This window comes from Rhodanobacter sp. UC4438_H5 (genome assembly GCF_052978405.1).
The window spans coordinates 896,511-920,200 of sequence record NZ_CM129672.1 but is presented as its reverse complement, the minus strand read 5'-3'; the positions used below and the strand labels follow the sequence as shown (position 1 = coordinate 920,200).

Here is a 23,690-nt window from a genome sequence, read left to right as displayed (position 1 = left end):
GGCGGGCCGGGCATCGCGGCGGGATCACTTGGCGAACAGGTGCTCCACGCCGGCGCGCTCCTCGCGCAGTTCCTTGTCGGTGGCGTCCATGCGTGAACGCGAGAAGGCGCCGATCTCCAGGCCCTGCACGATCTCGTACTTGCCGTTCTTCACGGTCACCGGGTAGCCGTAGATCACGCCCGGCGCGATGCCGTAGGAGCCATCGGCAGGAATGCCCATCGAGGCCCAGTCGCCCTCGGCCGTGCCCTGCGCCCAGGTGCGCATGTGGTCGATCGCCGCCGAGGCAGCCGAGGCGGCCGACGAGGCGCCGCGTGCCTTGATGATGGCCGCGCCGCGCTGCTGCACGGTGGGAATGAACTCGTTCTCGTACCAGGCCCGGTCGACCAGGCTCAGCGCCGGCTTGCCGTCGACGGTGGCGTGGTGCAGGTCGGGATACTGGGTGGAGCTGTGGTTGCCCCAGATCGTCATCTTCTTCACGTCGGTGTTGTGCTTGCCGGTCTTCTCGGCCAGCTGGCTCTTGGCGCGGTTGTGGTCGAGGCGAACCATCGCGGTGAAGCACTTCGGATCCAGGTCCGGCGCGTTCTGCTGGGCGATCAGGGCATTGGTGTTGGCCGGGTTGCCGACCACCAGCACCCTCACGTCACGCCTGGCATGCGCGTTCAGGGCCTTGCCCTGCGGTGCGAAGATCGCGCCGTTGGCTTCCAGCAGATCCTTGCGCTCCATGCCCGGGCCGCGCGGGCGCGCGCCGACCAGCAAGGCGTAATCCACATCCTTGAACGCGACATTGGCGTCATCGGTGGCGACCACGCCGGCCAGCGTCGGGAACGCGCAATCGTTGAGTTCCATCACCACGCCCTGCAGCGCCGGCAGGGCCGGGGTGATCTCCAGCAGATGCAGGATCACCGGCTGGTCGGGGCCGAGCATGTCGCCGGCGGCGATGCGGAACAGCAAGGCATAGCCGATCTGGCCGGCAGCACCGGTAACGGCAACTCGAACGGGGGCTTTCATGGACGATGACTCCTTCTGGGGGTGTTCATTCTCGTGCAGGAGCGCACCCTGCGCGCGATGTTCCTGTCGCGAAAGGCATCGCGCACAGGCTGCGCTCCTGCAGGCACTGATTCACGTCAGTTCGGCGAAAAATTCGGCGATACGGTCCAGGCCGGGTTGCAACTGGGCCTGCGGGCAGGTGTAGGAAATGCGCATCGCACGCGGCTCGCCGAAGGCCGAGCCGGGCACGCAGGCCACGCCCTTGGCTTCCAGCAGCGCGGCGCAGAACTCCACGTCATTGTCGATCTTCATGCTGCCGTGGCGCTTGCCGAATGCCGCCGAGATGTCCGGGAACGCGTAGAACGCGCCCTGCGGCCGCGGGCAGGCCACGCCGGGAATCGCCGTGAGCGCGGCAAACACCGTGTCGCGCCGGCCGGCGAACTCCCTGCACTTGGCCTGCGGCACGTCCTGCGGGCCGGACAAGGCTGCGACGGCCGCGGCGGTGATCACTTCCGGCAGGCTGGTGATGTGGTTGGAATTGAGCGTGGTGACCGCCTTGGCCACCACTTCGGGGCCAGCCAGCAGGCCCACGCGCCAGCCCGGCATGCCGTAGGTCTTGGAGACCGAATCGACGAAGATCACCCGCTCGCGCAGCTCCGGCCTGGCGAACACGAAGTTGTGGTATCCCAGCCCGTCGAACACCATCGCGTTGTAGATGTCGTCGGTGATGACCCAGGTATCCGGGTGCCGGGCGATCACCTCGGCCAGTGCGGCGATTTCCGCGCCGGTGTAGACCATGCCGGTGGGGTTGGACGGGTTGTTGAACAGAAACACCTTCGGCTTGCGCGCCAGCGCGGCGTCGAGCTGGGCCGGGGTGAGCTTGTAGTTCTGCTCCGCCCCGCACGGCATCACGTGGATCTTCGCGCCCACGATGTCGGCGATGTCGCGGTAGGTGGTCCAGTACGGCGCGGCGAAGCAGATCTCCTCGCCTTCGTCCAGCAACGCCTCGGCCAGGTTGTACAGCACCTGCTTGGCGCCGATGCCGATCGACAGGTTCGTGCGCGTGTAGCCGCTGAAGCCGAGCGCCTCGATGTGCCTGAGGAATGCGTCCAGCAGCGCGTCGGCGCCCCGGTTGCTGCCGTACTGGCCGGAGTCGTGCGAGAGCGACTCGCGCGCGGCGGCGTAGACATGCTCGCCGGGCAGGAAGTTCGGCACGCCGATGGAGAAGCTGATGATGTCGCGGCCGGCAGCCCTGAGCTGTCTGGCCTTCTCGGCGATGAGCATGATCGCGCTGGGTTTGGCGCGGCCGACACGCTTGGCGAGCTGGGGCATTGCTGTCTCACGCAGTGAGGAAACAAAGGCCGCAATTTTACCACGCCGCCCGCCCCGGGCGCTCGTCTGCCATGCGCTTGCGCCACCGCCGTCCAATCGGGGCATCATGGATGCGCCCGCGCACCGGGCTTCGCAGTCAACCCGCTACAAGGAGAACCGCATGCATTGGCTCTGGGTTTTCGTGATCGGACTGGTCGTGGGCGTGGTGGCCAAGCTGTTGACGCCGGGCAAGGACCCGGGCGGCTTCATCATCACCGCCATCATCGGCATCGTCGGCTCGCTGCTGGCGACCTGGGTCGGCCAGCACTTGTTCGGCTGGTACCAGGAGGGGCAATCGGCCGGCTTCATCGCCTCGGTGGTCGGCGCCATCGTGTTGTTGCTGCTCTACCACCTGCTCAAGCGCAAGTCGACCTGACCGGCCTCCCGGCGGGGCGATCACCCCCGCCGGGACGCTCCGCAGCCTCAGCCCAGCAGCTTGCCCGCCAGCCCTTCAAGCATGCCGAGGTTGAAGCCGCCGCCCTGCCCGTCTGCCGGCACCTGGCCATCCGGTGTGAGGTGGTCGACCGCCTGCGGCAAGACCTGCGAAAGTCCGTTGAGCACCACGGCGGGATCGACGCCGAGCTTGCTGGCCGCCTCCTGCACCAGCGAGCCCATGCCGCCATGCTGCAGCGCCTGGCCGAGTTGATCGCCCGATACCGGCTGGTTCGCCCCGTTGCTCACCCACGACTGCACTGCGCCACCCAGCCCGTGCTGCTGCAGCATGCTGATCAGGCCCTGCACGCCGCCAGCCCGCTGCAACAGGTCGCTGGCCACCGAAATCATCGAGCCGGCACCGCCGGCCTGCTGTCCCTGACCGCCAAGCAAATCATTGAGGAATGACATGGTCGCTCTCCTTGATGAATGAACACGCGTGTAGCCCGCCGATCATAGGCCGGTGAAAGTAGTGGAGCCATGACTCATTCGCCCAAAAAAATCGCCGGCTCCGGCCGGCGATTTCCTGCGTATCCGGCGGCAAGCTCAGCCGCGCTGATCCAGCACCTCGTTCCATTCCTTGACGCGGTCGACCTGCGCCGCCAGCAAGGCGTCGACGTCGCCCTCCACGGTGACCTTCTCGATCGTGTCACCCTGCTGGATCGCGTTGACCACGTCCATGTCGGACGCGTCCAGCACTTCGCCGAACACGCTGTGCTTGCCGTCCAGCCACGGCGTCGGGCCGTGGGTGATGAAGAACTGGCTGCCGTTGGTGCGCGGACCGGCATTGGCCATCGACAGCACACCCGGCTTGTCGTGACGCAGCGACGGATTGAACTCGTCCTCGAACTTGTAGCCCGGACCACCGCGGCCACTGCCCTCGGGGCACCCGCCCTGGATCATGAAATCGGCGATCACGCGATGGAACGACAGGCCGTCGTAGTAGCCGCGGCGCGCCAGGTTGACGAAGCTGGCGACCGTCACCGGTGCCTTGTCCTCGTGCAGGCGCAGGTGGATCGGGCCGCGGTTGGTGGTGAAGGTGACGTTGATGGTCATGGCGATCCTTGAGGCTGGGGCGAAAGACCGAAAGGATAACCCAGCCGCCGGCTGCAGCCGTGAACGGATGATCCTCAGTGCGCCGCCGCCGGCTTTGGCGCCGCCTGCAGCAACTGGTGCAGTTTGAGGTAGACCGCGTTGGTCCAGCCGAAGCCGATCACGTTGGTGGTGTAGCCGGCGGTGATCTTCACCTCCGCGTTGCCCAGCGCCATGTTGTATTTCTCGCGGATGGTGCCGTCGTGGGCGAAGCCGGTATCCACCGTGGCCGTGAACTTGCGCGCCAGGCGGCGGGCGTCGTCATGGAAACCGTAGGCGTCCAGGCCCGAGATCGCCAGCCAGTTGGTGGGCGCCCAGCCGAACGGCTCGTCCCATTGCGCGCCGCTGCCCAGGTCGTCCATCGACAGGCCGCCCTTGCGCTCGAACACGGCCAGGTGCTTCTGCAGCGCGGCCGCCTGCGCCTTGCTGGCCAGCCCGGCCCACAGCGGCCAGTAGGTGGTGACATAGGGCTGCGTCGATGCCTTGCTGGTGGTGAAGTCGTAGTCCATGAACATGCCGCGTTCCGGCTGCCACAGGTACTTGTCCATCGCCACCTTGCGCCTCGCGGCGGCGTCCGCCCATTGCCTGGCCTCGGCCACCTTGCCCAGTTGCAGGGCGAAGTCGTGCAGGTCGCGCTCGTAGCGATACAGCAGGCTGTTGAGGCCCACGCCGGCGTAGTGATGGGTGGTTCCGCCGTACGGACCGAAGTGGAAATTGGTGTCGAAGCCGGACTCGCGCATGGCGCGATCACCCAGGTAGTAGTCGGCGCTCAGGCGATGGCCCTGCGACCAGGCGCCGGCGCAGACATGGGACGCCTCGATGTCGCAACTGGTGGATTTCAGGCGCGCTGTCTCGGCGGCGTCGGGATGCTCGGCGGCCTTGACCAGGTAGCCGGGGTCGTCCTTCGGATGCGCCAGCACCCAGTCGATCACGCCGCGGTAGTAGGCGCTGCCGTGCATCTCCGGCACCGGGCCGGCGCCGAGGTCGAAGTAGCGTGCCAGGCCGGTGTCGCCGGCACGATGCTCGGGTCGGGTCCAGATGCGGTAGTTGGCCACCGCCAGCGGATAGGCGTGGACCAGCCATGCATGCCGCTCGGCCTCGCCCTTGAAGGCGCCGGGCGCGGCCAGCACGTCGCCGATCATTCGCGACAGGAACGGCGGCTGCGAACGAGTCAGGTAATAGGTGCGGTTGGCGTTGAGCACGCCGCCGTAGTGCTCGACCTCGAACAGCATGTTGTCGGTCATGTCGCGAGCCAGCTCGACGCGCCCGTCCGCCAGCAAGCCGAGCTGGATGAAGTAGCTGTCCCAGCCGTACATCTCGTTGAACTGCCCGCCCGGCACCACGTAGGGCCTGGGCAGGTAGAGCAGGCCTTCCGCCGGCAGCGCGGACGGCATCAGGTCGCCGAGCTTTTCGATGCGCCGAGGCAGCGTGTGCACGTCGATCTTGCAACGCTGTCTGATGTCGGCCATCGCTGCGGGCGCAGGGAAGCCGGCCGGCAGGTAGAGCACCGGGCGCGCATCCATTTTCGGATCGTGCAGGGCCGAGCAATCGTCCAGCGAGCGCGTCAGCGTGTCCCAGGCCTTGTGGATGTATGCCTGCGTCTGCGCCGGGTCGGGCGTGGCGGCACCGGCCGCGGTAGCGAAGGCCAGCGCCATGGCGGCGAACAGGGAGACGACTTTCATGGGCGGGCTTCCTCCTGCAATGGATCAGGGTGGCGCATGCCAGCTGCACGCAACGGCTGGCGGCTGAGCACCACCTTGCCGTCGGCGTCGCGACTGACGCGGATGTCGTAGCGGCGCCCGCGGAACTTCACGTCCTTGAGCGTCAAGGCGTTCCAGCCTGGCGGCAACACCGGGGCGTACTTCGCGCTCAGCCCGTCGTCGTCGATGCGCAGTCCGGTGAGACCGTACAGCATGCTTTGCACGAAGCCGGCCGAGGTGGCCAGGATGTAGCCGGCGTTGTTGGCCGCGGTCTCGGTGCGCACGTTGAACGGGGGTTTGAGGAAACCGACCAGGTTGCGATCGATCCATTCGCCGGCCGCCTTGCCGTCGCCCAGCTCTGCGGCACCGACGGCGAGCATCACCATCATCATCTCGTTGGGGTCGTCGCCGTGGCTCTTCAGCGCCTGCAGCTGGAAGTCGAAGTCGTTGCGGCGCACCTGCGGCGACATCGGCAAGTCCAGGTTCGGATACATCAGCCAGGCCAGCGAGGAGCCCATCCAGGTGATCTTGTCGTGCGGCACCGACTTGTCGAAATCCAGATGGCGCTGTTCATCCTCGTCGAACGGGATGTACATCTTCGCGGCGATCTCGCTCCAGCGCGGGTCCGCCTTGGCGCCCACCACGCGCGCTGCCTTCACCGCGATCTCGAGCGCCTTGCGGGCGACGGCATTGGTGAAGGAGTCGTTCGGCACGTCGTTGTAGGCCTCGTCGGGCGACGTGACGTGGTGGATCTCGTAGCGGTCGTGCGACTTGTCGTAGGTGACGCGGCTGGTCCAGAACGTGGCAATGCCCTCCAGCACGGGCCACGCATGCGTTTTCAACCATGCCTTGTCACCCGTCGCCAGGTAGTACTGCCATTGCGCGATGGCGATGTCGGCGTTGACGTGGACCTCGCGGTAGACCTCCCAGGCGAAGTGCGGGGTGACGTCCACGCCGGTCTGCGGATCGGCTTCCCACGGGTACATGGTGCCTTGCACGCCGTACTGGCGGGCACGCGCCCGCGCGGGTCCGGTGGTGCGGTCGCGGAACATCACGATGGGTCTGGCGCGCTCCGGGTGCAACAGCAGCAGCGCCGGGAACACCCACGAGTCGCTGTCCCAGAACGCATGGCCCGCGTAATTGGGCGTCAGCGCGCAGGCACCCATCGGCCAGGCGGTGCCGACGGTGGTGTTGGACAACAGGTAGTAGAGGTCCGAGTGCACCGCCTTCTGCACGGCCGGTTTGCCGTCGATCACGATGTCCGATTGCCACAGCTTGTGCCAGGCCGCCCGGTGATCGGCGAGCAGGCGGTCGAAGCCGGCCTTGCGCGCGGCGCTGGCCAGGGCGAGCACGTCCCCGTCGTCGCCCCAGCCGTCGCGCGAGAGCGCCACGTACTTGGTGAAGACGTAGCGCTGGCCCTTGTGCACGGTGGCCGTGATCTCCAGCGACAACTTCGTTGGCGTCCGTTCGAGCTTCACCGTGTCGGGCGAGAGACCCGCCGGCAGGCCGATCGCCGCCGCCTCGGCCATGCCCGGGCCGTGTTGCGCCATGCCCTTCAGTTGCAGAGTCAACGCCCTGTCGTCGCCGCGCGTGGAAAGCACCCTGGTGTAGCCCGGATACCACACCGGCGCACGGTCGGGCGTGGGTACCGGCTTGTTGTCCAGGCTCTGCCCGCTGGCGATCACCGCGGCGATCATTTCCTCGCCGCCCATGCTGGCGATCGGGAAGCGCGGCTGGTGCTCGGACCACAACCGGATCGGAAAACTCAGCTGCACCTGGCCGTCGAACTGCGGCGTGATCGCCATGCGGATAGCCGCGAGGTGCGGCGAGGCCTGGCTGACGAAGCTGGTGACCTCGATGTCGCTGGCCTTGTTGGCGTAAGCGAAGCGGTAGCGCGTGGTCAGCGTGGCGTCGTGCATGTCCAGCGTCTGTGCGTAGCGCTGGAAGATGCCCGCATCCAGTCGCGTGCGGTTGAGCCAGCCACCGCCGGGGTTGTAGTCGATTTCGCTCCAGCCGGGAATCGCCGCGGGACGCGAGATGTCGCCCGGCTTGTAATCCATGAAGGCGACCATGTACGACGCGTTCGGCTCGGTGCCGCGCGGCGAGGTCATGGTGGAGAAGTAGCCGTTGGCGAGGTAACCAGGGAAGTAGCTGGCGAAATCCTTCGCCGTGGCGGTGAACAGGAAGCTCGGATCGGTGGCGGCCGATGCCGGCGCAGCGAGCAAGGTGATGGCGAGCAGGAACGCCGCGAGTCCGGCGGAAAAACGCTTCATGGGGCATGCCTCTTTGTTGCCCGGCTTCCGGAAGGCTGCGTACCCCCGGGGTCATTCCCGCTTTCGCGGGAATGACCCCGGGAAAATGGGTGGCACTCCCGCACCCGTGGAAGCGCCACCTGCGCAGGTCAGAACATGTACTTGACCTCCATGTTGACTTCACGCCCCTCCAGCGGACGGGCCAGGATCACGCCGGTGGTTCCGGCCGCCGAACCGAAGATGCGCGAGTTGCTCTCGGTCAGCCCCAGCTCGTTGGTCATGTTGGTGCCCTGCACGCGCACCTGCCAGTTCTGCTGCAGGTTGGCGACCACGCCGAAATCCCAGGTGTGGTAGCTGCCCAGCTGCTGCAGGCCGGAAATGTCCTGCGTGTGCGGGCCGACGTGGGTATAGGTGACGAAGGCCAGCACGTCGCCCCAGCCGAACGGGATCTTGTAGCTGGGCGTGAACATGTAGCGCACTTTCGGCTGGCGCTGCAGCTGCACGCCGTTGATCAGCGCGCAGCCGTCGCCGGCTACCGGGTTGGTGTACGGCAGGCATGAGCTGTTGTGCGAGTAGTGGCCATCGAGGTAGTCGCCGATCAGCTGGAACTTGAGGTTCTCGGTCGGGCTCCACGCGGTGTTGACGTTGACGCCCTTGGAATCCGAACCGTAGGTGCTCTGCGGGCCGTTCGGCACGCCGCCGGCGTCGGTGGGCTGGTACAGCAGACCGATGAACTGGCGGTGGTACACGCTGATGTCCGCATAGAACTGCTTGGACTGGAACTTGAAGCCGCCCTCGACGTTCTGGATCTTCTGCACCGGCGCGACGTTGTCCGACGCATTGCCGCGGATGCCGTTGTCGAAATCGGGGAAGTGCGCGCCCTTGTTCGCCCGGAAATACACGCTCATGTTGTCGGCCAGCTCGTAGTTCACGCCGAACGTCCACGAGGGATGCGTCTTGTCGTAGCGCGTATGCGAGAAGCTGCCGTTGCATACCGGCACGGCGTTGTCATACTTGGTGTTGGGGTCGCCGTCCAGGTTGACGTTGGTGAGGTTGCACACGTCGTTGGTGGCGTTCTGGTTCTCCACCCGGCCGGACAGGTCGATCAGCCACTTGCCCAGGCGCCAGATGTCGGACAGGTAGAACGCCTTGTTGTTGGCGTTGCCATGCTCGGTGATGTTGAAGCCGCCGTAGTCGAGGAACCCCTGGTTGTCGGTGAGCTGGTTGACGCCGTTGGCATCGACGTAGCTGACCGTGATCGGGCGTGCGTTGGGCGTGTTGGTCATCAGCATCTGGTTGCCCAGTGCCCACTCGTCATCCATGGTGTAGTGCGCCAGGTACAGGCCGGCGGTGAGCGTGTTGCCGTCGAAGATCTCCTTGCTCAGGCGAAAGTCGTTGTTGATGTTCTTCAGGTGCTTGTGGATGAACCACCAGCCCTGGTGGATCACGCTCTGGTTCGGATCGACCGCGCCGCCACCCACGTAGGTGGCGGTGGCCGAACCAGGCGCCAGGTTGAACGCGCCGATCTGGCTCTGGTCGGTGTACAGCATGTCGTTCATGCTGCCCGGGTTGGTGCCGGAAAACAGCGCATTGGTGTCGACGTCGCCGCCGTCGATGAGGAACTTGTTCGACAGCCGCCAGCCGTTGCCCAGGTCGTAGTCGAAGTTGCCGCCGAAGAAGCCGAACTTGGCGCCGCGGCCATTGGCCAGGTCGGCGTTGCGGCCCCCACCGGGATAGCCGCGCAGGAACACGTGCTGGATGGCCTTGCTGTTGTACGTGTCGGTCAGCGGATCGAAGCCCGGATAGGCATGGAAGTTGTCCGTGCCGGTCTGGATCAGCGGAATCGGCGTGATGAACTGGTTCTTGTCGTCGAGGTAGCGCGCGTACAGCGTCATCGTGCCGTTGTCGCTGTCGTGGGTCAGCGTGCCGGTGAGCTGGCCGCCCTTGTCGGCGGGAAACTGCGGATCGCGCACGCCGTCCGAATCGCGGTAGAAGCCGCCCACGCTGCCATACCAGTCCTGCGCGATCGGAAAGCCGAAGAAGCCATCGACGCGCTTGAGGTTCTCGTTGCCCCAGGTCACCCCGACGCTGCCCGAAGGCACCTCGGTGCCCTGCTTGAGGATGAAGTTCTCGCTGGCGCCGATCTGGCCGTCGGCGAATACTACCGAGGGCCCGCCCTGGATGATCTCGACGCGATCGACGGTGTCGTCGAGGCGGAAGATCGAGGTCTGCTCGAAGAACGACAGCGTCGGCATGCCGTACAGCGGCGAGCCCATCAGTTGCACCGTGTTGAAGGGCGCATCGCCGCCGCCGGGGAAGCCGGCGATCTCGATGTTGGCGCCGGTCTGGCCACCGGTGGACTCCGGCCACAGGCCCGGCGCGATCTTCAGCAGATCGGCCGTGCTCTTGGGGTTGGCCATCTTGATCTGCTCGGCGGTTGCCGTGGTGATCGTGTAGCTGGCGTCGATCTTCTTCAGGCCGCCGGTGGCCGCGTTGCCCGTCACCACCACCTGTTCGAGGTTCTTGGTATTGGCGGTACTGGGCTTGGGCGGCGCCTTGCTGGCAGCAGGCGGTGCCGTGATTTGCGCCGAGTCGTCATCCTGTGCCAGCGCGAGTCCGGGCACGAGGCAGGCGGCAATCGCCGCGGACAAGACCAATCGAATGTGTCTGTTCATCAAGTTCTGCTCCCGACGTAAGGCGGTTCGCCGGTATCGGCCGCATTCGCGACCGGCCGCTTCGCCGTCATTGAGCCCCTGATTTTTGTTGTCCCTCGCCTGCGACGATTTGCCGCAACACTGAACATGGTCGCGCCGTTTTTCCGGTCAGGTCAACACCCGCCCCCGCGAGGCAGCGCCTCAGTCCAGCCCCAGCGACTCCCGCGTGAGCACGGATGCGCCGCGCGGGTGGCCTGCAGGCGTGGGCACGCTGGTCGGCCAGCCAGCCCCCTCGTACAGATGCGCCCACAATCGGTCGAGGGCGGCGTAGCCGTAGGGCAGCAGCGGCAGATGGCGCTCGCCGAAGCCTGGCAGCGGCAGGAACGCATCGAAATGCTGGGCGTGCGGCACCTTCCAGTACAGCAGCCGACGGCCCTCTTCGCGCAGCCAGGCGACATAGGGTTCGGAGGTGAAGGCGGTCGGCAGCAGGCCGTCGTCGGCACCGTGCACCACCCACAGCGGCAAGTCGGCGCGTGGCAGCTTGGCCGCCGTGGCAGCAATGGAGGCCTGCAGCATCTGCGCGGCCGGCTCGTCGCCGGTCCACAGCGCGCGCAGGCAATCCTCGCCGAGCAGAGTCGGATCGGGCGACACGTTGACGCCGCCGAACAGCCCCACGCCATTGCCGGGAGGAATGCCCGAGGCGTCGGCCCACCACGCCGCGCGCGCCATCGGATCAGTCACGCCCGGGAGGGCACCGGCACCCATCGGCGCGTAATGGAACCCGCATGGCATGTCGGCAGGGCCGCGGCGCAGATAGGCCGAGGCGTAACCGGCGGTGACCACGCGCCACAGGTCGAACGCGGTGGTGCTGGCCGCGGTGGCCATCGCCGCGTCGTTCCAGCCACGCTGCTGCAGATAGTGGCGCGCCTGCGCCGACTGCTCGGCCAGCGTGCTGCCTTGCAGCTTGCCCTGCGCGCGCAGGCTGGCGCAGCGCAACGACCACGCCGGCGGCGGCTGACGGGTTGCCCCGCGCGCCATGGGCGTGTCGTCGAAGCGGGCGTCGGCAAGCGCGCATGGCAGCCAGATCGCCGCCTCGGTCGCGTAGTCGTACAGCGGCCGGCCGCCGTCCGCGGCGTAGACATTGGGTTCCAGCGCCACCACGCCGGCGAAGAACCCGTCATGGTCGAGCCCCGCCGCCTGCAGCACCGCGCCGCCGCCATTGGAGATGCCGGTGGCGATGATCTTCGTGTTCTGCGCCGTGAACGGCGCCTCGCCGGGATAGGCGCGGTCGAGCATGGCCAGGCCGAACTGCGCGGCCTGGATCACGTCGCGGCCCCAGTCCGCCTCCGGGTTGTCGCCGGAGTGCGCGTGCTTGACCGCGATGCCCGTGCCGGCACCTGCCGGCGGCGGCTCGAACTCCAGTTCCTGCTCGCCGCGTTTCGCACGCCGGCCGTCCAGCGCCACCCCGCTGTCGTCGGAATAATCGAAATAGCCCGAGCCGGTGCCCTTGTCGGTGTACGCCACCGCGCAACCGCGCGGCAAACCCCACGCGCCGGCCACGGCGATCGCGCCGTAGATGCCGCGCGAACCGGACGAGGCGGTCACCACCAGGCAGCGCTTCGCGTGGTCGAATCCGTCGGGCAATTGCAGCAGCACCCGATGCGGCGAACGCGCCCCCGGCAGCCGAGCGAACATCTGGTACTCGCGCCCCGGCACGTCCGGCACGCCGCCGTACACGCGGCCGTAGCCGCCCAGCGGGCCGAGATCGGCGATGCCTTTCCAACTGGCCTGGATCGCCCAGCGGCGCAGCTCCGCCGCGGTAGGCGCCAGCGGATTGGCGAACGGCGCCGGCAAGCCTGCCAATCCGCTCAGGCCCAGGCCGGCGCTGAGCAGGTCATCGTGGCCGCGGTGCTCGGTGGCAAGCACTTTGCCCAGTTCCAGCTCATGCATCTTCGCCCCTCGCGTGGTCGCCCCTTCGACACAAGCGGACAGCATGACGGAAACCAGCACGCAGATGCACGGCGCGGCCAACCAGCGAAGGGATGCATTCATTGCCACACCATAAGCAGGCACGCGACGCGTTGCCATCGTACGAAGGTCCAGCCTCGCCGCCACGGCAACTCGACGCCGGCAGTTCGTCCGGCTACCTTGGCGCTCATGCCGAGTCTGTTGATCGCCGACGACCACCCGCTGTTTCGTGCCGCGTTGCGCCAGGCCGCCGAGCACAGCCTGCCCGACTGCACCGTGCGCGAGGCCACCAATCTGGCCACCGCACTGGCCGCGTTGCGTGCGGACCCGGACATCGACCTGGTGCTGCTCGACCTGCACATGCCGGGCAGCCACGGACTGACCGGGCTGGCCGCGGTGCGCGGCCAGCATCCGGCGGTTGCCGTGCTGGTGGTATCCGCGCACGACGAACCGCACGTGGTGCGCCGCGTGCTCGACCACGGTGCCGCCGGTTTCATCTGCAAGAGCGCCAGCCCCACCGAGATCGGTGCAGCGATCCGGCAGGTGCTCGACTGCGGCAGCTGGCTGCCCGCCGCACTCGCCGACGCCGTCGCCGCCCTGCCCGCCGATTCCACCGACACCGATCTCGCCGGCCGGCTGGCCCGGTTGACTGAACAGCAGTCGCGGGTGCTCGCCCTGCTCGCCGAGGGGCTGCTGAACAAGCAGATCGCCGACCGGCTCTCGATCCAGGAACGCACGGTGAAGGCGCACGTCACGGCGATCTTCGAGAAGCTGCGGGTGCGCAATCGCACGCAGGCCGGCATGCTGTTGCGATCGCTCGACCTGGGGGAGCCAGGACGGGTGGGATAGCCGCACGCGGCGACACCACGCCACGACATCGCCCTTGGCGGGATTCCATCCGTGGCCGGCCAGGCGCACACTGCGCGCGCCCAGACCGAGACGCCTCTGCCCCGTTCCCGGAGGATGGGCGCTACCTCATGATCTCGTCCCCTGCGCCGGCGGGTTCGCCCGCCGCACGTGACTTCATCCAGCAGAAGGATGTCAATCATGAATCTGTCGCGTCGTCTTCGTCTCGTCGTCCTGGCTCTCGTCGCCTTCGTCTGCGGAATCCTGTGGCCGGGCCTGCTGACCGGCGCCCAGGCGCGCGAAGCCACCCCGATGCAAACCATCGCCGGCCTCGGCAGCATCTCGTTCCCCACGTCGACCCATTCGACGGCTGCGCAAACCGCCTTCCTGCGCGGCGCGCTGCTGTTGCACCTGTTCGAGTATCCGGATGCCGCCAAGGCATTCCGCGAGGCCCGGCAACTGGACCCGGGCTTCGCCATGGCCTGCTGGGGTGAAGCGATGACGTACAACCACGGCATCTGGAACCAGCTCGATGCCGATGCCGGTCGCGCGGCACTCGACCGGCTCGGCCCTACCCCGGCCGCGCGCGCCGCCAAGGCGCCGACGCCGCGCGAGAAGGCCTATCTCGCCGCCGTGGAAATCCTGTATTCCGGCCACGGCACCAAGCCGGAACGCGACGCGCAGTACGACCAGGCGATGGAGCGATTGGCCAGGACCTGGCCGCATGACAACAACGCCCAGCTCTTCCACGCGCTGGCGCTGATGGGACGCAGCGAAGGCGTGCGCGACATCCCGGCCTATCTGCGCGCCGGTGCCATTGCCGAGCGCATCTTCCGCCTGAACCCGCAGGACCCCGGCGCGGCGCATTACTGGATTCACGCGATGGACGATCCCGCGCACGCCGCCGGCGCGCTCGAGCCTGCGCACGCGCTGTCGAAGATCTCGCCCGAGGCCGCCCACGCCCAGCACATGACGTCGCACATCTTCATGGCGCTCGGCTTGTGGGATGACGTGGCGAAAGCCAACGAGGTGGCGATGCGCGTGGTCAATGCCCAGGCCAAAGCCGCCGGCCGCCCGCCCGCCGAATGCGGTCACTACATGGAGTGGCTGGAGTACGCCTACTACCAGCAGGGTCGTTTCCGCGATGCTGAAAGGGCGCTGCAGGCATGCCGGCAGTCGATCGAGTCCTCGATAGCCTGGGCCAACGCCCACGCCGACCGGCTGGCCACGATGCAAAGCACGCCGACGAAATTCGCGCAAATGCTCAACAAGTCGCTGTTGCAGATGCGCGCGATCGCCGTGGTCGAATCCGGCGACGGCAACGGCCCGGCCGCGCACACCACGGTGGATACGACCGGCATGGGCCCGGACGCCGGCTGGAACGATTTCACCGAGGGCTATGCCGCGATCGAACGCCACGACCTGCCGGCTGCGCAGAAATCGCTGGCCGCGCTGTCGGCCCGGCACGCCGGCAGCGAGACCTCCGGCGACGCCCAGACGACCAGCTACCTGGCCATCCTCCGGGAGGACCTCGGCGGCATGCTGGCGATCGGCGAGGGCAAGCCGCAGAGTGGCCTGGATGCCATCCACCGCGCAGCCCGCCGCTACGAAACACTGGCGTTCGACTTCGGTCCGCCGGTGCCGATCAAGCCGCCACACGAACTGCTGGGCGAACAGTTGCTCAGGCAAGGCAAGGCGACCGAGGCGCGCGCGGCATTCGGGACCGCACTGAAAAGCGCACCCCGCCGCACCCGGTCCCTGCTCGGCCGCGCCCGCGCGGAATCGGCCAGCGGCGACACCGCGGCAGCCACCGCCACCTACAAGGAACTGATGACCATCTGGCACAGCGCCGATGCGGGCCTGCCGGCGCTGGCCGAAGCGAAGGGGTTCGTCGCGGCACATCCGTGAATGCACGGCGTCCCGCCGCGATCCCCGTCACGTACCAACACGCACTCAGGCGAAATGCGTGGCATCGACCTCGCTGCTTGCCGGCGCCATGAAATACTCGTGCAGGTATTTCTCGCCTTCGTCGCAGAACACCGTCACCACCGTATTCAACTCGGGGAAGTTCTTGCGGATGCGCTGCGCCGCCAGCATGTGCGCGCCGGAGCTGGGGCCGCAGAACAGGCCGTGGCGGCGTGCCAACCGTTTCATCTCGGCCACCGCATCGACGCTGGATACCGACAGCACCTCGTTCACCAGGCTGGCGTGGCGTTCGAAGATGCCCGGCACGAAGCCGTCGGAAATGCCCTCGATGGTGTGCGCGGCGATCTCGCCGCAGAGGATCGTGCACGATTCGGATGGCTCCATCGCGAACAGCCGCACATCGGGATTGACCGCGCGGAACGCCTGCCCCACACCGATCAGCGTACCGCCGGTGCCCACGCCGAGCACCAAAGCATCGGGCACGCAGCCGGCGGGCAGCTGGGCAAGGATCTCCGGGCCGAGGATCTCGCGGTTCTCCTCCACGTTCCATTCCGACTCGAACTGGCTGGGGCAGAAATAGCCGGGCTGCTGGCCCAGCTCCTTCGCCCGCGCCAGCGCCTCGTTGACGTGGAAATTGCCGCAGAACAGCACCTCGGCGCCGAATGCGCGGGAGATCGCCACGCGCTCGCTGGACAGCCCCTCGGGCATCACCACCTGCATGCGGTAGCCCTTCACCGCGGCCACCATCGACAGGGCGTTGCCGGTGTTGCCGCTGGTCGCCTCCACGATGGTGTCGCCCGGCTTGAGCAGGCCTTCGCGCTCGGCGCGCTCGATCATGTACCTGGCGATGCGCGCCTTGATCGAGCCGGACGGGTTGAGGAACTCGATCTTGGCGTAGACGCCCTCGATGTTCAGCAGCGGCGTGTCGCCGATGGCGTCGAGGATGGTGTCGGAGACCGTGGCAAAACGGGCGCTCATCTCAGTGGCCCTCGTGCGCATGCTGCATCACGTCCAGCGCCAGCGCGGAATGCGCATAGGCGGCGCCGGCGCGCATTTCGGCGGCGACCCAGATCGCCTCCATGATCTGCTGTTCGGTGGCGCCCTGCTTGAGCGCCTCGGCGGTATGGCCCTTGATGCAGTACGGGCATTGCGTGGTGTGCGCCACCGCCACCGCGATCAACTGCTTGGTGACGTCGGGCAAGGCGCCGTCGGCGAACACGGCGGCACTGAAAGCCTTGAAGGCCTGCAGCGGTGCGGGCGCCAGCTCGCGGCGCTTGCGCGCCAGTTCCACGGTGGAGGGGGGATACATGGGTGACTCCATGGGGTTTGCTCCTGTTCGTTTCTCGGACGCGCACGCCCGCTCGCCCTGCGGCGACCGGACGCGCGGGGTCGGGTCGATCGCCTCAGAGTGGCGGCCGCGATGTGCCGAGCACCCAGCCGGGCGGATCGCTGGCGGGAAAGCTCTGCGCCAGTTGCTCGTCGATGCGTCGTTCGCGCCGTTCGCGCGACTGGCGCGCATCACCCGGCGTTTGCCGCCGCACGTCGGATTCCGCTGCCCTTCTGCATCGTTTCATGGTTGTGCACCCGGCATGGCGCCAAGCGGGCGTCGCGTACCCTCACCTTAGGCGCGGCCGCATGACGCAGCGCTGATCCACGTCAGGGAATGGCTGGATCGCCGGCATGATGGGCGCGCACCGGTGAAAACACTGTGGTCGCGCCGGCCACGCGCGGCGGCAGCGATCAACCGTGCGACGGTGCGGCCGGCTGCATGTAGGTCGGCGTGTTCGCATAGGGCGCGGGCACCTCCCACATGCGCGCGGCGTAGAACACCGCCCAGGCCACCACGAACAGGCTCAGCACCCACACCCACACCGGGATCGACGAACGCGCCTCGGCGCGGCGCGGATCAAACGGATCGTCCGTGCTGAACGCATCCACGTGCAGTTGCAACTCGCCGCGCCGGGTCGAGCCCGGACGCAGGCCGGAGACCAGGATGCCGGGACCGTTCTGCACGACGAACGGAATCTCCTCGATGCCTTCGGCACCGCCCTGGTCCTCGGCACAGACGATCAGACGATGCGGACCGTCGCTCAGCTGGCGCGTATCCAGCGTCAGCGAGGTGGGCAACTCGCGATCGATCACCGGCTTCGGGTTGTCGTCGATGTAGATGCGCACGTGCGGCTTGGCCATCACGGATACCTCCCTCACCGATCCGGCCGCAGGATGTCGTTCTTGCAGTGGCGCGGATCCTTCTCGCCGGGCCGGAAGATCATCCAGAACATCGCGACGAAACAGCCGATCGTGATGGCACCGGCGATCCCGATGATCGCGATGTTGCCCCACAGCGGCCCGGTCATGTGATGCATGTCATTGCCCCTTCGCGCGCACAATAGCGACCTCGGCCGGCGTGACCGGCTTGGCGTGGTTGCCCCACGAGCTGCGCTCGTAGTTGACGATGTCGGCAATGTCCGCGTCGCTCAGCTGGCCGGCGAACGGCGGCATGGCGCTGTCGTATTTCACGCCGCCGATGATGACGCCGTGCGCGCCCTGCAACACCGTGTGGATGTGCAGGGTCGGGTCCTCATCGTCCACCGCGGCATTGCCCTTGAGCGGCGGAAAGGCGCCGGGGATGCCGGTGCCGGTGGCCTGGTGGCAGGCGGAACAATTGGCGGTGAACAACGCCTCGCCCTTGCTCGCCACGTACTGGTACGCACCGGCCGGAGCAGTCGCCGGCGCAGGTCCGGCCTTCGCCATCGGCGCCACGTTCGTCGCGCCGCCCATGCTGCCGTTCATCGTGTAACCCGGGATCGGTGTCTGCTTCAGGGACAGCAGATAGGCAACCAGCGCCCTGGCCTGCGGCGTGGGGATCACCTTGCCCGTCTTCGGCGCGAAGCCTGCCGGAACCGGCACCGCGGTCTCGCCGGGCGGCACCTCGTCCACCACGCGGAACAGGAACTTGAAGTTCGGCATGATCGACTCCGGCACCACCGCACGCGGATCGAACAGATGGATGTATTGCCACACGTCGCTCGGCTTGCTGGCGCCCAGGTTGGCGAGATCCGGGCCGGTGCGTTCGGAACCCAGCAACTCCGGCGTCTGGTAGACGAAGTCGCCCGGGGCGGAAGGCCGGCCGAACACCTTGTCCTCGTCCAGCGGGCGTACCTGTTGCGTGTGGCAATAGCTGCAGCCGTTGGCGACGAAAACCGTGCGGCCTTCCGCCTGCAACGCGGTCAGCGGTTCCACGCCCGGGCCCGCCGGTGTGCCGGACAAGTCGATCGCGGGCAGCACCGCCACCAGCAGAACGATGACGATGTAGATGCCCAGCGCCCCGCCGGCGATCAGCAGGAGTTTTTTCATGCCGCGACCTCCCCGGTGGCGTCGGCATCGAGCACCGGCGAGGCGGCATTGCCGGGCTGGCCCGAGGTCATGCGCCACACGTTCCACGCGAACACCAGGTGCGAGCCGAACATCAGCATCCCGCCCACGCCACGCCACACGTAGTACGGCTGCATGTCCACCACCGACTGGATGAACGGGAGGCCGTGCAGCCAATCCAGTCCCTGCACCGTGCCGCCGATCGACAGCGAGATCACGTAGATGAAGCTGCCTACCAGCGCCATCCAGAAATGCGCCGCCAGCCCGATGCGTCCCGCGGTCTTGCCGGTGGCCAGCGGCAGCAGCGCGTAGATGCCGCCCCACAGCGCGAACGTGACGAAGCCGTACATCGTCAGGTGCGAATGTCCGACCGTGAAGTTGGTGAAGTGCCAGATCGCCTGCATCGAGCGGAACGCCTCGACCGTGCCCTGGGTCGAGCCGAACAGATAACCGATCACCCCCACGAAGATGAACATCAGCGGGTAGGAATGGATCATGTCGCGATAGCGCCCGCGCATGGTCAGCAGATAGTTCGCGCTGCCGCCCCACACCGGCACCAGCATCGCCACGCTGAACACGATCGCGGTGGTCTGCAGCCACCACGGCAGCGGACTGAACAGGAAATGGTGCGCACCGAGCAGCGGATAGAACAGCAGGTTGGTCCAGAACGCGAACACGCCCAGCGCGTAGGAATAGATCGGTCGGCTCAGGATCTTGGGTATCGCGTAGTAGAACGTGCCCAGTGCCAGCGGGGTGAACCACATGCCGACCGCGTTGTGCATGTAGAAGCCGGAGATGGCCACCTGGCCCAGGCCATGCTGGTACCACGGCAGCACGCCCACGGTGGCGATCACGCAGGTCCACAACACGCCGGCGATGGTGTACCAGTTGGAAAGATAGATGTCCTCGCTGCTGCGCCTGAGCACGGTGCCGATGAGGTTCCATCCCGTCACCAGCAAGGCGGCCAGGAAGATCAGCCGGATCGGCCACGGCCATTCGCGATATTCCAGATCGCCGTCGTTGCAGCCCAGGTCCAGCGCAATCGTGCCGGCGATCGCGGCGAGGTTGAACAACGCCAGTCCGAGCCACGCCAGCCGGGTGCTGTACAGGCGCGTGCCGCAGCTGCGCGCGGCGATGTAATACGCCACGCCGACCAGGCCGATGCTGGCCCAGCCGTAGAACGTCGCGTTGGTATGGATCGGCCGCAGGCGACCGAAAGTCAGGTATTTGGCCGCCCAGAAGTCCGGTGCGCCGAACTTGAACGCCAGCAGCAGACCGACTGCCGTGGCAATCACCAGCCAGATCGTGGCGGTGGTGACGTACGCCGTGAATACCGCCGTCAACGCACGGTCGTCTTCCACCTGTCCGATCGCGCGGGGTGCCGCTGCGCTTGCCTGCATCGTTCCATTCCGTCGAATCCGGTATGGCGCCCACCCGGGCGTCGAGCCCCGTGACCATAGGCCTCGATCTCCGGTGCGGCATTGATCCAGATCAGGTCTCGCCGGCAGTGGCGCCGCAAGAATCGCCCGGCTGCGACGCGGTGGGCGAAGGCGCCGTGCCCGCGCTGACGGCGCGGGTACGCGCAACTTGTTGCGCCGCATGTACACCGCGCGCACCGAGGCGCAACAGCGTCTGCCGCAGTGCCAGCGGCTTGAGCGGCTTGTACAGCACGCCCGCGCCGGCATCGAGCAGTTGCTGGCGCAGTTCGCCGTCGCGGTCCGCGGTGAGCATCACCGTGGGTACGTCAGGGTGACCTGCCGCGAGTTGTCGCCAGACATCCAGGCCGTTCTGGCCGCCATCCAGATGGAAGTCCAGGATGTTGACGTCCGGCCGCCACGGCACCGCCAACGCCTGCGCCGCGTTGCGCGCGGCGTGCACCTGCCAGCCCCAGCTGGCCAGCAGCGTGGTCAGCGCCGCCAGCGCCGCCGGTTCGTTGTCCAGCACCAGCGCGCGGCCCGCCGGCAGCGGCCGCATGGTGTCGGGAGAGGGCGCGCGGTGCGGCGTGGGCGGTGCCAGCGGCACCTCGAGATGGAACACGCTGCCGTGCCCCGGCGACGAGCGCAGCCCGAGCGGATGGCCGAGCAGGTCCGCCATGCGCTGTGCGATCGACAGGCCCAGCCCCAAGCCCTGCCCTCCGGCCGTACTGCCGCGACGGAACTCCTGGAAGATCAGTTGCTGCTCCTCCGGCGCAATGCCGCCACCGGTATCCCACACCTCCAGCCGCAGCATGGCGCCGCGCCGGCGCGCGCCGAGCAGCACGCGGCCGTGGCCGGCATGGCGCAGCGCGTTGGACAGGAAGTTCTGCAGCACCCGCCGCAACAGCTGCGGATCGGACTGCACCCATGCCCGTGTACTCACCACGCGCAACCGGACATCGCGATCGGCGGCCATCGCGCGAAACTCGGCGCCGAGCGGATCGAACACTTCGGCCAGCGCAAACGCGCGCAGCTGCGGATGCAGGCGGCCACCCTCCAGCCGCGCCACGTCGAGCAGCCCGGTCAGCAAGCCCTCGGTGGCGGCGAGCGCGCCGTTGAGGTGCTGCGCCGTGCGGCTGTCGCCACCGCGCTCGGTCAGCGCATGCGCGAACAACTGCGCCGCATGCAGCGGCTGCATCAGGTCGTGGGTGACCGCGGTGAGGAAGCGGCTCTTCGCCTCGTTGGCCGCCTGCGCATCCGCCGAGGCCAGCGCCAGCGCGCGGGTGCGCTCGTCCACGCGCAATTCCAGCGTTTCGTTGACGCGCTTGAGCGCCGCCTCGGCCTGGCGGAACGCGGTGACGTCGGTGAAGGTGGCCACGAAGCCGCCGCCGGGCATCGGATTGCCGCGGACCTCCACGATCCTGCCGTCGGGAAAACGGCGCTCGGACAAATGCCGGGTACCCGCGCGCATGTGCTCCAGCCGGCGCTGCACGCGTGTCTCGACCGCTCCGGGGCCGAGCATGCCGGCCGCGATGTTGTGGCGGGTCAGCTCGGCGACCGGGCGGCCCACCCGCAGCATGCCCGGCGGATAGTTGAACAGGCGTGCATACGGCGAGTTCCACGCCACCAGGCACAGCTCCGCGTCGACCACGCAGATGCCTTGGCTCATGTTCTCCAGCGCCGCGCCCAGCACGCGCTGGTTGAAGCGCAAATCCTGCGCCGCCTCGCCCACGATCGCGACCACCGTATCGAGCTCCTCGCGGCCCTGCCGATGGGCCACTTCCAGCAGCAGGCGCGCCGAGGCGGCGCCGATCACCGCGGCCAGCTCGTGCTCCACCTGGTTGACCCGCGCGGTGCCGGAGGAGCCGCTGGCTGGCGCACCGTCGAACAGATGCTCGACACGCTCCGGCGGCAGGAAGCGCGCCGCCAGCGCACGCAGTTCGGCGACGTCGACATGGCCGACGCTGACCGCCCGTCCGCCCTGCCCGTAGCGCGAGCCGGCAACGGCCAGCATCACCGCCGCGTTCGCCGCCAGGCTGACCACCACGGCGCGACCGAGACGGTTCCAGTCGCCCAGGCCGAGCAGGTCGTCCGGCGCCAGCCAGTGCATGCCGAACGGCCCGTCGCGCAGCCACGGCAGCGACGCCGGCAGCAGCGCCGGCAGCACCGCATAGATCCACACCACGGTGCCGGCGGCCAGCCCGGCCATCACCGCGCGCGAACCCAATTGCGGCCGGTACATCGCCGCGAGCACGGCCGGGGTCAGACCGGCCAATGCCGAGAACGAGATCGCGCCGATGTCGGCCAGCGCCTCGTTGCGCGCCAGCAGGCGGCTGTAGGCCCAGGCCAGCAGGATCACCACCACGATCGCCACGCGCCGGTAATTGAGCAGCGCCCCGCGCAGGTCGACGCGCTCGCCGCGCCCCCAACCCGAACGCACGCGCAGCGGCGCGATGAAATGGTTGACCACCATCAGGCTCAGCGTCAGCGTGGCGATCACCACCATACTGGTCGCCGCGCTCAGCCCGCCGAGAAAGGCGATCAGCGCCAGCCCCTGCCTGCCCTGCGCCAGCGGCAGCGCCAGCACATACATGTCCGAGGACACCCCGCTGGGGCCGAGCAGCGCGTCGCCCAGCCGCGCCAGCGGCAGGATCGGCAGCGAGATCAGCAACAGGTACAGCGGGAACAGCCAGCGCGCCGTGCGCAGGTTGCCGTCGCTGCGGCACTCCACGATGCCGGCGTAGAACTGGTGCGGCATGGTGAACATCGCCAGCGCACCGAGCAGGATCAAGGCCGGGAACCCGCCGCTGTCCGGCGGCGTGGGCACATGCGCAGGCAGGTTCGTCGGCAGCGCGGCAAACAACAGGCTGCCCAGCGCCAGCATTGCGCCAAGCTTGAACAGCGACTCGAACGCCATCGCCAGCACCAGCCCGCGATTGTGCGCCATGGTCGAGGCGCGCCGCGTACCGAACAGCATCGCGAACAGCGCCATCAGCAAGGCCACGTACAACGCGCTGTCCTGCCACGGCTCGGATTCGGCCAGTTGCCCCTGGCTGAGGATGCCGTAGCTCATCGCCACCGCCTTGAGCTGCAGCGCGATGTACGGCACGATGCCGATCACCACCACCGCGGTGACCAGCGCCGCCAACCCCGAATGCCGGCCCAGCCGCACCGCGATCAGGTCGGCCAGCGAACCGGCGTTGTACTCGCGCACCAGCTGCACCATCCGGCCGAGGAATTTCAGCGCGAACAGGTACATCACGATCGCCCCCACGAACGTCGGCGGCAGCCACCAACCGGAGCGGCTGGCCTGGGTGACGGTGCCGTAGAACGTCCACGAGGTGCAGTGGATCGCCAGCGACAGCGCATACACGATCGCCCATCGCTTCTCGAATATGTGCGGCTGCCGCTCGCCAAGCAACGCCACCCCGAACAGCAGGCCGAGCCAGCACAGCGCAGCGATGGCAATGACGCTGGCGCTCAGCATGGTTTTTGCGCCCTTGCTTGCGGGCGTGGCCCCGGCCGCGATACTTCTGCCGCGGTGTGCACTGTCTTCAAGGCAAAGAGCCTCCTTGCACCTGCACCTGTAGGAGCGCACTTCTGCGCGATGTCCTTGACTCCATCCGAAGCCAACAGCGTCCGATCGCCGGCCCCTGTAGGAGCGCACCCTGT

General features: G+C 67.7%; 19 protein-coding genes. 3 read left to right on the top strand and 16 right to left on the bottom strand.

Annotated features, from left to right (window positions below; all coding sequences use genetic code 11):
• Positions 1 to 24: 24 nt before the first annotated feature.
• Both ACVCL9_RS04180 and ACVCL9_RS04175 read right to left on the bottom strand, forming a co-directional pair.
• Positions 25 to 1,008, bottom strand: a complete 984-nt coding sequence (locus tag ACVCL9_RS04180) for a malate dehydrogenase (protein WP_447099018.1) — start codon at positions 1,006 to 1,008, stop codon at positions 25 to 27.
• Between the two features lie 111 nt (positions 1,009 to 1,119).
• A complete protein-coding gene (locus ACVCL9_RS04175) occupies positions 1,120 to 2,319 on the bottom strand; it encodes an aminotransferase class I/II-fold pyridoxal phosphate-dependent enzyme (RefSeq protein WP_447099019.1) in 1,200 nt (399 codons plus the stop codon).
• Between the two features lie 160 nt (positions 2,320 to 2,479).
• Between ACVCL9_RS04175 and ACVCL9_RS04170 the strand changes: the two genes are divergently transcribed.
• A complete protein-coding gene (locus tag ACVCL9_RS04170; protein ID WP_395118254.1) occupies positions 2,480 to 2,734 on the top strand; it encodes a GlsB/YeaQ/YmgE family stress response membrane protein in 255 nt (84 codons plus the stop codon).
• Positions 2,735 to 2,781: 47 nt separating this feature from the next.
• Here the strand turns inward: ACVCL9_RS04170 and ACVCL9_RS04165 are convergent, their stop codons facing one another.
• From ACVCL9_RS04165 to ACVCL9_RS04140, 6 genes are all read right to left on the bottom strand, one after another.
• Complete coding sequence (locus tag ACVCL9_RS04165) at positions 2,782 to 3,201, bottom strand: YidB family protein (RefSeq protein WP_447099020.1); 420 nt, start codon at positions 3,199 to 3,201, stop codon at positions 2,782 to 2,784.
• 135 nt (positions 3,202 to 3,336) lie between these two features.
• Positions 3,337 to 3,846: a peptidylprolyl isomerase gene (locus ACVCL9_RS04160; RefSeq protein WP_395118250.1), complete on the bottom strand. Its 510-nt coding sequence runs from the start codon at positions 3,844 to 3,846 to the stop codon at positions 3,337 to 3,339.
• Positions 3,847 to 3,920: 74 nt separating this feature from the next.
• Complete coding sequence (locus tag ACVCL9_RS04155) at positions 3,921 to 5,564, bottom strand: trehalase family glycosidase (protein ID WP_447099021.1); 1,644 nt, start codon at positions 5,562 to 5,564, stop codon at positions 3,921 to 3,923.
• Entirely contained in the window at positions 5,561 to 7,855 is a 2,295-nt protein-coding gene (locus ACVCL9_RS04150) for a glycosyl hydrolase family 95 catalytic domain-containing protein (protein ID WP_447099022.1), read from the bottom strand. The genes ACVCL9_RS04155 and ACVCL9_RS04150 overlap by 4 nt, the downstream gene beginning before the upstream one ends.
• A 128-nt stretch (positions 7,856 to 7,983) precedes the next feature.
• Positions 7,984 to 10,509: a TonB-dependent receptor gene (locus ACVCL9_RS04145; protein WP_447099023.1), complete on the bottom strand. Its 2,526-nt coding sequence runs from the start codon at positions 10,507 to 10,509 to the stop codon at positions 7,984 to 7,986.
• 180 nt (positions 10,510 to 10,689) lie between these two features.
• Positions 10,690 to 12,540: a 3-hydroxybutyrate oligomer hydrolase family protein gene (locus ACVCL9_RS04140; protein WP_447099024.1), complete on the bottom strand. Its 1,851-nt coding sequence runs from the start codon at positions 12,538 to 12,540 to the stop codon at positions 10,690 to 10,692.
• Between the two features lie 105 nt (positions 12,541 to 12,645).
• Here ACVCL9_RS04140 and ACVCL9_RS04135 point away from each other — a divergent pair, with 105 nt between their 5' ends.
• On the top strand, positions 12,646 to 13,305 hold the full coding sequence (locus tag ACVCL9_RS04135) for a response regulator (RefSeq protein ID WP_447099025.1): 660 nt from the start codon (positions 12,646 to 12,648) through the stop codon (positions 13,303 to 13,305).
• A 198-nt stretch (positions 13,306 to 13,503) separates the two neighbouring features.
• Entirely contained in the window at positions 13,504 to 15,210 is a 1,707-nt protein-coding gene (locus ACVCL9_RS04130; RefSeq protein WP_447099026.1) for a hypothetical protein, read from the top strand.
• 45 nt (positions 15,211 to 15,255) lie between these two features.
• Here the strand turns inward: ACVCL9_RS04130 and ACVCL9_RS04125 are convergent, their stop codons facing one another.
• The 8 genes from ACVCL9_RS04125 to ACVCL9_RS04090 all read right to left on the bottom strand — a co-directional run bounded on the left by ACVCL9_RS04125 (position 15,256) and on the right by ACVCL9_RS04090 (position 23,505).
• Positions 15,256 to 16,206: a PLP-dependent cysteine synthase family protein gene (locus tag ACVCL9_RS04125; RefSeq protein WP_447099027.1), complete on the bottom strand. Its 951-nt coding sequence runs from the start codon at positions 16,204 to 16,206 to the stop codon at positions 15,256 to 15,258.
• A 1-nt stretch (position 16,207) separates the two neighbouring features.
• Complete coding sequence (locus ACVCL9_RS04120; RefSeq protein WP_447099028.1) at positions 16,208 to 16,549, bottom strand: carboxymuconolactone decarboxylase family protein; 342 nt, start codon at positions 16,547 to 16,549, stop codon at positions 16,208 to 16,210.
• Positions 16,550 to 16,631: 82 nt separating this feature from the next.
• Positions 16,632 to 16,802, bottom strand: coding sequence for a hypothetical protein (locus tag ACVCL9_RS04115; RefSeq protein ID WP_395118232.1), 171 nt, complete (start codon positions 16,800 to 16,802; stop codon positions 16,632 to 16,634).
• Between the two features lie 166 nt (positions 16,803 to 16,968).
• Complete coding sequence (locus ACVCL9_RS04110; protein ID WP_395118230.1) at positions 16,969 to 17,418, bottom strand: cytochrome C; 450 nt, start codon at positions 17,416 to 17,418, stop codon at positions 16,969 to 16,971.
• Positions 17,419 to 17,432: 14 nt separating this feature from the next.
• Positions 17,433 to 17,585 (bottom strand): hypothetical protein, encoded by a 153-nt coding sequence (locus ACVCL9_RS04105; protein WP_395118228.1) that lies wholly within the window; start codon positions 17,583 to 17,585, stop codon positions 17,433 to 17,435.
• 10 nt (positions 17,586 to 17,595) lie between these two features.
• Entirely contained in the window at positions 17,596 to 18,585 is a 990-nt protein-coding gene (locus ACVCL9_RS04100) for a cbb3-type cytochrome c oxidase subunit II (protein WP_447099029.1), read from the bottom strand.
• Complete coding sequence (locus tag ACVCL9_RS04095) at positions 18,582 to 20,003, bottom strand: cbb3-type cytochrome c oxidase subunit I (protein WP_447099030.1); 1,422 nt, start codon at positions 20,001 to 20,003, stop codon at positions 18,582 to 18,584. Before ACVCL9_RS04095 ends, ACVCL9_RS04100 begins: the two co-directional genes overlap by 4 nt.
• A 91-nt stretch (positions 20,004 to 20,094) precedes the next feature.
• Entirely contained in the window at positions 20,095 to 23,505 is a 3,411-nt protein-coding gene (locus ACVCL9_RS04090) for a PAS-domain containing protein (RefSeq protein WP_447099031.1), read from the bottom strand.
• Positions 23,506 to 23,690 lie beyond the last annotated feature (185 nt).

Excerpts from the sequence above, each read along its gene's own strand:
- ACVCL9_RS04180 (WP_447099018.1), bottom strand. The coding sequence starts at position 1,008 with ATGAAAGCCCCCGTTCGAGTTGCCGTTACCGGTGCTGCCGGCCAGATC.
- ACVCL9_RS04175 (WP_447099019.1), bottom strand. The coding sequence starts at position 2,319 with ATGCCCCAGCTCGCCAAGCGTGTCGGCCGCGCCAAACCCAGCGCGATC.
- ACVCL9_RS04170 (WP_395118254.1), top strand. The coding sequence starts at position 2,480 with ATGCATTGGCTCTGGGTTTTCGTGATCGGACTGGTCGTGGGCGTGGTG.
- ACVCL9_RS04165 (WP_447099020.1), bottom strand. The coding sequence starts at position 3,201 with ATGTCATTCCTCAATGATTTGCTTGGCGGTCAGGGACAGCAGGCCGGC.
- ACVCL9_RS04160 (WP_395118250.1), bottom strand. The coding sequence starts at position 3,846 with ATGACCATCAACGTCACCTTCACCACCAACCGCGGCCCGATCCACCTG.
- ACVCL9_RS04155 (WP_447099021.1), bottom strand. The coding sequence starts at position 5,564 with ATGAAAGTCGTCTCCCTGTTCGCCGCCATGGCGCTGGCCTTCGCTACC.
- ACVCL9_RS04150 (WP_447099022.1), bottom strand. The coding sequence starts at position 7,855 with ATGAAGCGTTTTTCCGCCGGACTCGCGGCGTTCCTGCTCGCCATCACC.
- ACVCL9_RS04145 (WP_447099023.1), bottom strand. The coding sequence starts at position 10,509 with ATGAACAGACACATTCGATTGGTCTTGTCCGCGGCGATTGCCGCCTGC.
- ACVCL9_RS04140 (WP_447099024.1), bottom strand. The coding sequence starts at position 12,540 with ATGAATGCATCCCTTCGCTGGTTGGCCGCGCCGTGCATCTGCGTGCTG.
- ACVCL9_RS04135 (WP_447099025.1), top strand. The coding sequence starts at position 12,646 with ATGCCGAGTCTGTTGATCGCCGACGACCACCCGCTGTTTCGTGCCGCG.
- ACVCL9_RS04130 (WP_447099026.1), top strand. The coding sequence starts at position 13,504 with ATGAATCTGTCGCGTCGTCTTCGTCTCGTCGTCCTGGCTCTCGTCGCC.
- ACVCL9_RS04125 (WP_447099027.1), bottom strand. The coding sequence starts at position 16,206 with ATGAGCGCCCGTTTTGCCACGGTCTCCGACACCATCCTCGACGCCATC.
- ACVCL9_RS04120 (WP_447099028.1), bottom strand. The coding sequence starts at position 16,549 with ATGGAGTCACCCATGTATCCCCCCTCCACCGTGGAACTGGCGCGCAAG.
- ACVCL9_RS04115 (WP_395118232.1), bottom strand. The coding sequence starts at position 16,802 with ATGAAACGATGCAGAAGGGCAGCGGAATCCGACGTGCGGCGGCAAACG.
- ACVCL9_RS04110 (WP_395118230.1), bottom strand. The coding sequence starts at position 17,418 with ATGGCCAAGCCGCACGTGCGCATCTACATCGACGACAACCCGAAGCCG.
- ACVCL9_RS04105 (WP_395118228.1), bottom strand. The coding sequence starts at position 17,585 with ATGACCGGGCCGCTGTGGGGCAACATCGCGATCATCGGGATCGCCGGT.
- ACVCL9_RS04100 (WP_447099029.1), bottom strand. The coding sequence starts at position 18,585 with ATGAAAAAACTCCTGCTGATCGCCGGCGGGGCGCTGGGCATCTACATC.
- ACVCL9_RS04095 (WP_447099030.1), bottom strand. The coding sequence starts at position 20,003 with ATGCAGGCAAGCGCAGCGGCACCCCGCGCGATCGGACAGGTGGAAGAC.
- ACVCL9_RS04090 (WP_447099031.1), bottom strand. The coding sequence starts at position 23,505 with ATGCTGAGCGCCAGCGTCATTGCCATCGCTGCGCTGTGCTGGCTCGGC.